An 8,672-nucleotide genomic window follows, 5' to 3' on the forward strand; every position below is an offset into this window, starting at 1 on the left:
TTCCTCCCCTTAGAAAGGGGAGGTTAGGAGGGGATGATACCTGCAGCAGGACAGTCATAGACTGCTATTTAAAAAGTCAACAACGCCTACTTTGTCAAATAGTTTATGAATTTTATCTTCCCGGATGATACAAAAATAGGAAGCGAAAAGATGCTTCGGGAGGCTTGAAAGCATCCTTCGGCAATGTTGAAAGATGCCTCCGGGCGGCTTGAAGGATAGCTTCGGCAGCGCTGTTTGTGTGCTTCGGCGAGGTCGAAAGCATGAAAAAGAACGCTAAAAGGCGCCCTTCAAGCTCCTTGAGGGATAGCTTCAGGAATACAGAAAATTTAGAGCAAAACCGCAAACAGCTGCCAATCAGCAGCTTGTAAAAATGCGTAAAAAGCGCGTATTTGCGGCGTCGGATGCGTTGATGCGTAAAAACGCGCGTTCAGAAGCAGCTGTTTCAAATTGTTTCAACATCATTTCGGCCCGTTCCCTAAGAATTACGGTCCGTTTAGAATGGGATAAAAAGGGGTTGTAACGGTGGCACACAAAGTTTTGTGCGGTCTGCGCTTGCGGGTAAAAAAGAGAATAGCTACCTTTGCAACGGTACCGAGAAACGGAAACAAAACGTACAACATGGACGAGGAAATAAGGCAACTACTGGCCGCAGGCAAAAAGTTGGAGGCCGTGCGACTGGTGCACAAGAGCCTTGACTGCACCCTGCAGGAGGCCAAAGACTATGTAGACAGGCTGGAACACGGGGCAACGCCCACCGCCATACAGCCTACGCACCGCGGGTGGAACATCGTTTATAAGGACCATGAGCCTGTAAAAATAACCGTTACCGACGACTACGGAACGCACGAACTGCGCCCCGGCACTGCCGAGTGGGATGCCGTTTTAGCCGAAAGCAGGCAGGAGGGGCACGGCCGCATGGACCCCCGGAAGCCCTCGTGGTGGCAACGCCTGCTCTATAAAGACGGAGACAAGAGCCTGGGAAGCTCGGTTTTTGTTACCCATATACTTGTGTTCCTGCTGCTGGTGTTCAGTGTTGCCTTCCTGTACGTGCTCTTTTACGGCGAAGACTTCTGCGAGGGATACGTCGGGATGGTGCGTTTCCTGATATTCGTAGGCTTCTGCATGGTTTGGGCCTGCCAGCTTTTCGTCGTCTTCAGAACCCCCTCGCGCAAGTGGTATGTGCGTTATCCGGCGCTCGTACTGAGTTTGGTGTGCGCCTGCCTGTTTGTAGTAACCGCGAGTTCCCTGGTCATCGACCTCGTTGGGAACCGACTGCAGACCTACGAGGGTAGGTTTCGGCTTGGCGAAGACAGGTCCCGGAAATACTTGTTCGGATATTTTATAAAGTGGGAGAGCGACCGTTCGTTCTCGTTTTCAAAGCATTATATAACCACCGAACATTACCGCCAGTTGCAGAAATACGACACGGCGCGCGTACTGTTTTGGGAGAACACGGGCGTGGTTAAGTCTGTTGTTCCCCGTTCCCGTGCAGTGGCAGAGTAGCCGCATGGATGCAGAAAGAGCGCGTATTTACGTCCGCAGATGTGGCGGAACGTAAATACGCGCTCTTTTCTGTTGTGAGGTCAGCTTTTTAAAAAGGATTTTCCGCCGTCAGTCGCGCACCACTTCCTTGCCTTTGAAGTAAGTGTGCAGGCCGTCGGTGGCGTAATCGTCGCCGGTGTAGTCGAAGTGGTTGCCGCCCAGGGCGCCGCTGATGAGCCGGCCGCAGTAGTAGGCGTGGCGGGCATCTTTGGCGTAGCCGGCCTTCAGAACCTCGAAGGTGGCGGCGTCGGCACCCTTCACCTGCCGGCCTTCATACGTTACGCGGCCATCAGCCACGGCGTAGGCACCGGCCTCGTCGGCCCCCAAACTGCCTAGCAGGTCGAAGCTGTTGTGGCGTTGGGTCTTGGGTTCTGCGGGTTTGACGCCGGAGGCTTCAGCCGCTGCCTGCGCCTTGCGGGCGGGCGATGTGGGCGTGCCGATGGTGTGATGGCGGGTGAAGCGGGCGCTGACTCGGAAGGAGGAAGGGTCAACGAACTCCAGAACTTCGCCGCGGTAGTACACGTTGTAGCGGTCTTTGGCATAGCCGAAGCCCAGCTCGGCGAAGGTGGCAGCGTCGGCATCAGTCAGCTGCTGACCCTGGTAAGTTACCGTTCCGCCCTGCGCGCGGTAGTCGTTCCACCGGCTTTGGGCGTGGGTGGGCGCGGCTGTTGCGGCGAGCAGGAAGGCCAGACCGGCAGCTATGTTGCAGGTGTTGATGTTCATGCGTGAGGTTTTAATGTTTGTTTTTGCCGGCCGGAGCAATGAGGCGGTACGACACCACGTCGTGCGAAGGCACGGTAAGGGTGCGCTCGATGCCGGCCTTGAGCGAGGTGCGGCCCTCGCGCTTGTGGCTCCAGAGGTTGTAGACGGTGTAGCGCGTGTGGTTGAAATCGGTGCTGCGGCCCGACACTTCCTCGTCGGTGAGGTTGAAGTCCTGCCAGTTAAGGGCGTAGGTAACGGCCTCCTGGGTGGGGTTGAGGATGGTGAAAGCCCAGTCGCCGCCCTTGAGAGGCTTGAACCAGAAGTCGAGTCCCTGCTCCGTACAGTAGTGCAGGCCCTGCACGCCCAGCGAGTCTTGGTCGATGGCTATCATGTCGCGGTTCATGATAATGCGCCGGGTGGCCTCGCTCATGTCGCGAACGTCGTGGCCCAGGATGAGCGGTGCGGCCATCATGCACCACATGGTAAAGTGTGCGCGGTCCTCATTTTCGGTCAGTCCGTTACCCACTTCGAGCATGTCGGGGTCGTTCCAGTGGCCCGGCCCGGCGTAGGCGCGCAGCGTGTCGTTACGTTGTATGATTTCCAACACGCTCAGTCGTCTCCCTTGGTCGGCCTTACCCTGGTCCTTGTTGAAGAAAGGTCCGATGTCTCCCGTTGTGCGCCAAGAGTGGCCGATGTCGCGTGCCCAGCGCCAGGGCTTGGCCGTTCCCCACTCACAGAGGCTCAACAATATGGGCCGCCCGGCAGCTCGCAGGGCGTCGCTCATGAGCTGGTAGGCGCCTATAGGGTTCTGGTTGGGCGTGTTGCACCAGTCTTCTTTCAGATAGTCTATGCCCCAGCGGGCGTATGTCAGTGCGTCCTGGTACTCGTGCCCCAGGCTGCCGGGCTCGCCGGCGCAGGTCTGCGTGCCGCAGTCGGTGTAGATGCCGAGCTTCAGTCCCTTGCTGTGGGCGTAGTCGGCCAGCCACTTCATGCCGTGCGGAAACTTCTCCGGGTGCTCGTGAATGAAGCCATCGGCGTCGCGTTTGCCGTGCCAGCAGTCGTCAATGTTTACGTAGATGTAGCCCGCATCACGCAGTCCGCTCTCGACGATGGCGTCTATCACGCCCACAATCTTTTGCTCGTCAATGTGGTGAGCGAACTTGTTCCAGGTGCTCCAGCCCATCTGCGGCGTGTCTGCCAGGTGTTCCCACTTCTGCGCGCGGGCCGGGGTGAGTGCCGTGAGTGCCACGGTGGCGAGTGTCAGTATCAGTTTCTTCATTTTCGTTTGGTTTTATGTTAGAATGTTTATTGTTACAAATTCAGGTTACGGAAGGGTGCAGGACATGCTTTGGTGGTGGTTTCAGTGGCCGCGTTCGGCCCAGTCGCCGCGGTCTAAGCTGCGGTAGCCGATGGCTTCGGCCAGGTGTTCGGGCTTTACGTTGATGCTGCCCGCAAGGTCGGCTATGGTGCGTGCAACCTTCAGAATGCGGGTGTAGGCGCGGGCGCTCAGGCTCAGTTTCTCCATTGCCGTGCGCAGGAGACTGGTTCCCTCGTCATCGGGTTCGGCGTACTGGTGTATCATCCGCTCGCTCATCTGGGCGTTGCAGTGCACGGTCCGGTGACTTTTGAAGCGCTCGGTCTGCCTTTCGCGCGCCGCTATCACGCGCTCCCTGATGCGCTCACTGCGCTCTCCGGGGGCGGCCTTGGATATGTCGCGGAAGGGCACTGGCGTGATTTCGACCTGCAGGTCGATGCGGTCGAGCAGCGGGCCGGATATCTTCGAGAGGTAGCGTTCTATTTGCCCGGGCGAGCAGACGCAGTGATGGGTGGGGTCGCCGTAGTAACCGCAGGGGCATGGATTCATGCTCGCAACGAACATGAAGCTGCAAGGATACTCGATGGTGTACTTCGCACGGCTGATTGTTATGATGCGGTCTTCGAGCGGTTGACGCAGAACTTCGAGCGTGTGTTTATTGAATTCGGGCAGTTCATCGCAAAACAACACGCCGTTATGTGCCAGGCTGATTTCTCCGGGCATAGGGTTAGAGCCGCCGCCAACAAGCGCCACCTCCGAAATAGTGTGATGTGGGGAGCGGAAAGGCCGCTGTGAGATGAGCGAACTGCCCTTGCCGAGCTTGCCGGCAACGGAGTGTATCTGGGTTGTTTCGAGGCTTTCGGCCAGCGAGAGGGGCGGAAGAATGGACGGCAAGCGTTTGGCCATCATCGATTTTCCTGACCCCGGAGGGCCTATCATAATAAGGTTGTGGCCACCGGCAGCGGCAACTTCGAGCGCGCGTTTTACGTTCTCCTGGCCGCGAACGTCAGCAAAATCGAGGTCGAAGTTGTATTGATGCTCGTAAAACTCCTTGCGCGTGTCGACTACAGTTGGCTCGTAGGCTTGCTGACGGGTAAGAAAGCGGATGACGTCGGTCATGGTTTCCATGCCGTAAACTTCCAAGTTGTTCACCACAGCGGCCTCTCGCACGTTCTGCCGCGGCACGATGAGCCCCTTGAAGTGCTCGGCCCGCGCCCTGATGGCTATGGGCAAGGCCCCTTTGACGGGCTGCAGGCGGCCGTCGAGGCTTAGCTCTCCCACCATCATATACTGACTGAGACAGTCGGATTCGAAGCTCCCGTTGGCCGCCAAGATGCCGATGGCCAGCGGCAAGTCGAAGCTGCTGCCCTCCTTGCGCAGGTCGGCAGGCGCCATGTTTACCGTGATGTCGGCCACCGGAAAGCGGTAGCCGCTGTACTGCATGGCTGCTGCAATGCGGTCCTTGCTTTCCTTCACGGCCTCGTCTCCTAAGCCCGTGAGGTGGTACATCACGCCTCGGTTGAGGCTGACTTCTATGGTAATGGTCGTAACTTCGAGCCCGTTGACGGCTGCACAGAATGTTTTTACCAGCATATTAGATTGTGTTTTCAGAAGTGAAGGGCCTCGGCAGGCGGCTTCCTAAAAGAGTTTGGCGAGGTGTTCTTCCAGCTTCTCGGTCGTTAGTCCGCGCTGGGTGATGCGTCCGTTCTGCAGAACAACATTGTCGGGCACGGCATAGAGGCCGAACGAGCGCATGAGTCTGCCGTCCAACAGCTGCCCGTCGCACACCACGGGCCACGTAATGGAGTCGCGCTTCATGGCCAAACGGCACTCGTACTTGCCGGCATCGGCACTGATGCTGAGCAGTTTCAGCCGGCCGCCGGAGCGTTTCTGCATGCGGCGGAGCATGCGTTGCATGTTCTCGCTGTCGTAACTCCACGACGCCCAAGAGCTCACCACGGCCACCGGAGCGGCCGCAAGAGCGGAGCGGGAGACGGCAGCACCGTTCACATCGACGGCACTGAAGGCCGGCAAACGGTTGCCCACGGCTGCTGCCGAGAGTGGCTGGAGCTGCTGGATGAGCCTCACCAGCTGCCCGTTCTTGGGCTGGGCGGCCTGCAGGAGCTTAGCCAACTGCAGGGCTCTCATATAGTCCGGCCTTTCGTTTGCAACGAAGTATTTGCGCAGCAGGTAGACACCAACGGCCGAACCGGCGTGGTCTCGGATGAACTGAGCTGCCCTGCTGACCTCTTCAGGCGGCGAGGCATTCTCTATCTCCTCCCTAAACTGGTTCATCAGTTCATTGTCATCGGTGCCCGTAACCTTAAGTTGCTTGAGGTGGGAGGCATCGGCCTTTATCTCAACTGCTGCCCCCGGCTCGGCAAAGATGGGCTGCTCGGAAAAGTTGGGGAATACAAGCAGCAGCGTGGCTGGGTCCTGGCAGGCCATCTCGTAGCTGAAACGGCCGCCCTCGACCTTAATGGTGTCGATGCCGTCAACGGCGCTTCCGTCGGGTGAGTAAATGTAAAACTCACCCTGGTTGAGGTGTAGGAGCTTGCCATCAATCTTGAACTGATTGCCGCGAGTTCCGCATGACACCGCTACCAGGGTGAGAAATAGGAAACAGAAGGTTTGCTTCATTACTTCATGTTGGCAAATTCCAAATCGTTCTTGGCATATTCTGCCAGCGACGGGTCTTTGGAGATGGCCTCGTCGAGATATGACTTGGCTGCGAAGTTGTTGCCCTGCCGGGCGCTCACGAGTGCGTGCAGGTAGCTCGTAAGGGCATCGGGATGCTTGATGCTGCCCAGCGTTGCCTTGGCTGCGGCATAGTTCTTGTTGAGCAGCTGGGCCAGAGCGGCGCTGTTGCTGGCAGAGTTTTCAAAGTTTTTCTCGGCCTGTGCGTAGTTGCCCTTGGCAATGTTGAGGTTGCCGAGCGCCTCGTCCAGCGCGTTGGCATCGGTGGCCTGAGACATGTAGTTCTCTGCTTCGGCGATGTTGCCGTGCTTCAGCGCGATGAGTCCAAGGTTGGCATAAGCCTCCGGAGCCTTGCTGTTCTTGGCCTGGGCTTCGGCTATGTAGCGCTTGGCCGTTCCCTCGTCGCCGGCATTGAAGGCCATGACGGCCAGGTTGTTGAAGGCACGGTAGTCCTTGTCATATAGCTCGGCAGTCTTCTTGTACACAGCTTCCTTCTCGGCGTCGGTTTCCTTCAGCGTTGCCAGGTACAGCAACTCGTCGGGACTCAGGCGTGCAGCATCGGCGTTGTACTGGTTTTCTATCTCCTCATCACTGCGGCCTATGGTCTCGTAGTTGATGATGAGACGCGAGCGACGCAGCTCGGGCAGGATGCCGTCGGCCAGCTCGCGGAAGCCTTCACTCATGTTGCGGATTTGCTGCTCGCGCTCCTCGGGGTCCTTGTACATGGAGAGCACGCGCAGGATAACGTCCTTATCCTGTATGTTACTGGCCTGAACGAGCTTCTGGAAACCGTCCCAGTCCTGTGCCGTATAGTGTGCATCAATGCCCGACTGCACGCCGGCGCTCTTCATCTGTTGCTTCACGTAGCCCTCCGAAGTGTTCTGGCGCTTGTTGGCCAGCTTGTCGTTAAAGGCGAAACCGCCCTCGGGCGAGGCGTAAGCCTGTATCTCCACGTTCTGCAGGTTCAGTCCTTCGCGGTCCTTGTTGATTTTGCGCAGCATCTGCACAAACTCCTTCACGGAGTTGTTCTTCAGCTCGCTTTGCCGCAGGTTGGCCTGGTTCACCAGGAATTTAATATTGGCTTCCTGCTTCTGCTTCTTCACTCTTTCGAACGAATCGGGGGCTATGCAGCCGCCTGCATTCATCATGGTGCGCTTGTAGAGCTCCGAGGTAGTGATGATGCCGCTGGCCACCTTCACTGCCGGAATGCTTACTTTCTTGCTGCCCCGGCGTGCGTTGAAGGTGAGATACATGTCGCTCCGCTGCATGTCGTCGCTGTAGTCGAAGCTGGTTTTCATCGTGTAGTGGCCGCCCATGCGGTAGGAGATTGACTGGTCGTTGCCCATCACCTTCTCTCCTTGAAAGGTGGCACCGGTTCCCTGCTTCACTGTGCCGTTGGCAGAGCGCAGCTCCGGCACGATGGTTACTACGGCATTGCGCTTCATGTATTTCTCAGGAAAGGTGCCGTTGATGGTGGCCGGCACCTGTCCTCCCTGTGTTTCAAGCGGATTGGGGGTTACGGTGAAGTTGTCAGCCGACAGCGCTCCCATCTTTGAGCAGGATGAGAGTGCGAACAAAGAACAAGCTGATAAAGTTAGAATTAGGTTCTTACGCATAACTAAAGATGTTTTGGAAAGTGCCGCGAGCGGGACTCGAACCCGCACAGCCATTACTGGCCAAGGGATTTTAAGTCCCTCGTGTCTACCAATTCCACCATTGCGGCAATGGAATTATGAATGCTTTGAGCGGCAAACGGGACTCGGACCCGCGACCTCGACCTTGGCAAGGTCGCGCTCTACCAACTGAGCTATTGCCGCATTTTCGTATCTGCAAAGATACGGCTAAAATGCGTAAACGCCAAAGGAATTTACATATTTTAATATGATAGCGCGCCTGTGGGGACGCCGTTCCATTGCTTGACCTGTACTGAATAAGTTGACAGTTTACATCAAGCAAAAAAAGTAAAAAGTCATGAAACAGTACAATGAAATCGAAAAACTGGAGTTATTACGTCGGTACCTCACGAGTGGGCTGTCGATACGCGCCTTTTCCGCGAGTGTCGGCATTCCCGTGTCGACATTCTTCGGATACCTCCGCGCGTACGGCCACCCCGACACCTCATCAATTCCCTTTCTTATGAAACACGAAGAACTGCCAACCACGCTCGATGAGCTTCGCGCCCAGCTGCTCGAGGAGCGCAAGGCGCATGAAGCAGAACTGAAGCGCCTGAAGAAGGAACTGGCCCAGGAGAAACTCCGCTGCCTGGCCAATTCCACGATGATAGACCTGGCCGAGAAGAAGTTCAACATCCGTATCCGAAAAAAATCCGATGCCGGGTAATCACTGCCCTGTCTCAGAGCGGGGAGCCGGAGCCGTTCCGCGGCCGGGTCTCCTTCCTCTGCGATTATCTTGGCAT

At 57.0% G+C, this 8,672-nt stretch carries 7 protein-coding genes and 2 tRNA genes; 2 read left to right on the top strand and 7 right to left on the bottom strand.

Going from position 1 to position 8,672, the window contains the following annotated elements; translation table 11 throughout:
- Positions 1–618: 618 nt before the first annotated feature.
- Positions 619–1,503, top strand: a complete 885-nt coding sequence (locus tag BMW31_RS13015) for a hypothetical protein (RefSeq protein ID WP_091826692.1) — start codon at positions 619–621, stop codon at positions 1,501–1,503.
- Positions 1,504–1,611: 108 nt separating this feature from the next.
- On the opposite strand, the gene BMW31_RS13020 is transcribed toward BMW31_RS13015, so the two are convergent.
- The 7 genes from BMW31_RS13020 to BMW31_RS13050 all read right to left on the bottom strand — a co-directional run bounded on the left by BMW31_RS13020 (position 1,612) and on the right by BMW31_RS13050 (position 8,073).
- Positions 1,612–2,265, bottom strand: coding sequence for a DKNYY domain-containing protein (locus tag BMW31_RS13020; protein ID WP_091826693.1), 654 nt, complete (start codon positions 2,263–2,265; stop codon positions 1,612–1,614).
- Positions 2,266–2,275: 10 nt separating this feature from the next.
- On the bottom strand, positions 2,276–3,523 hold the full coding sequence (locus BMW31_RS13025) for a glycoside hydrolase family 27 protein (protein ID WP_091826696.1): 1,248 nt from the start codon (positions 3,521–3,523) through the stop codon (positions 2,276–2,278).
- An 81-nt stretch (positions 3,524–3,604) separates the two neighbouring features.
- Positions 3,605–5,152: a YifB family Mg chelatase-like AAA ATPase gene (locus BMW31_RS13030; RefSeq protein WP_091826698.1), complete on the bottom strand. Its 1,548-nt coding sequence runs from the start codon at positions 5,150–5,152 to the stop codon at positions 3,605–3,607.
- Between the two features lie 45 nt (positions 5,153–5,197).
- A complete protein-coding gene (locus BMW31_RS13035) occupies positions 5,198–6,199 on the bottom strand; it encodes a DUF4369 domain-containing protein (protein WP_091826700.1) in 1,002 nt (333 codons plus the stop codon).
- Entirely contained in the window at positions 6,199–7,872 is a 1,674-nt protein-coding gene (locus tag BMW31_RS13040) for a tetratricopeptide repeat protein (RefSeq protein WP_091826702.1), read from the bottom strand. Before BMW31_RS13040 ends, BMW31_RS13035 begins: the two co-directional genes overlap by 1 nt.
- A 21-nt stretch (positions 7,873–7,893) precedes the next feature.
- Positions 7,894–7,979: transfer RNA gene (locus BMW31_RS13045), tRNA-Leu, on the bottom strand.
- A gap of 21 nt (positions 7,980–8,000) precedes the next feature.
- Positions 8,001–8,073, bottom strand: a tRNA-Gly gene (locus BMW31_RS13050).
- Between the two features lie 154 nt (positions 8,074–8,227).
- On the opposite strand from BMW31_RS13050, the gene BMW31_RS13055 reads away from it, so the two are divergent.
- Positions 8,228–8,596, top strand: coding sequence for a transposase (locus BMW31_RS13055; protein WP_091826703.1), 369 nt, complete (start codon positions 8,228–8,230; stop codon positions 8,594–8,596).
- The last annotated feature ends 76 nt before the right edge of the window (positions 8,597–8,672 follow it).

It is taken from the genome of Prevotella sp. kh1p2 (genome assembly GCF_900111525.1).
GTDB lineage: Bacteria > Bacteroidota > Bacteroidia > Bacteroidales > Bacteroidaceae > Prevotella.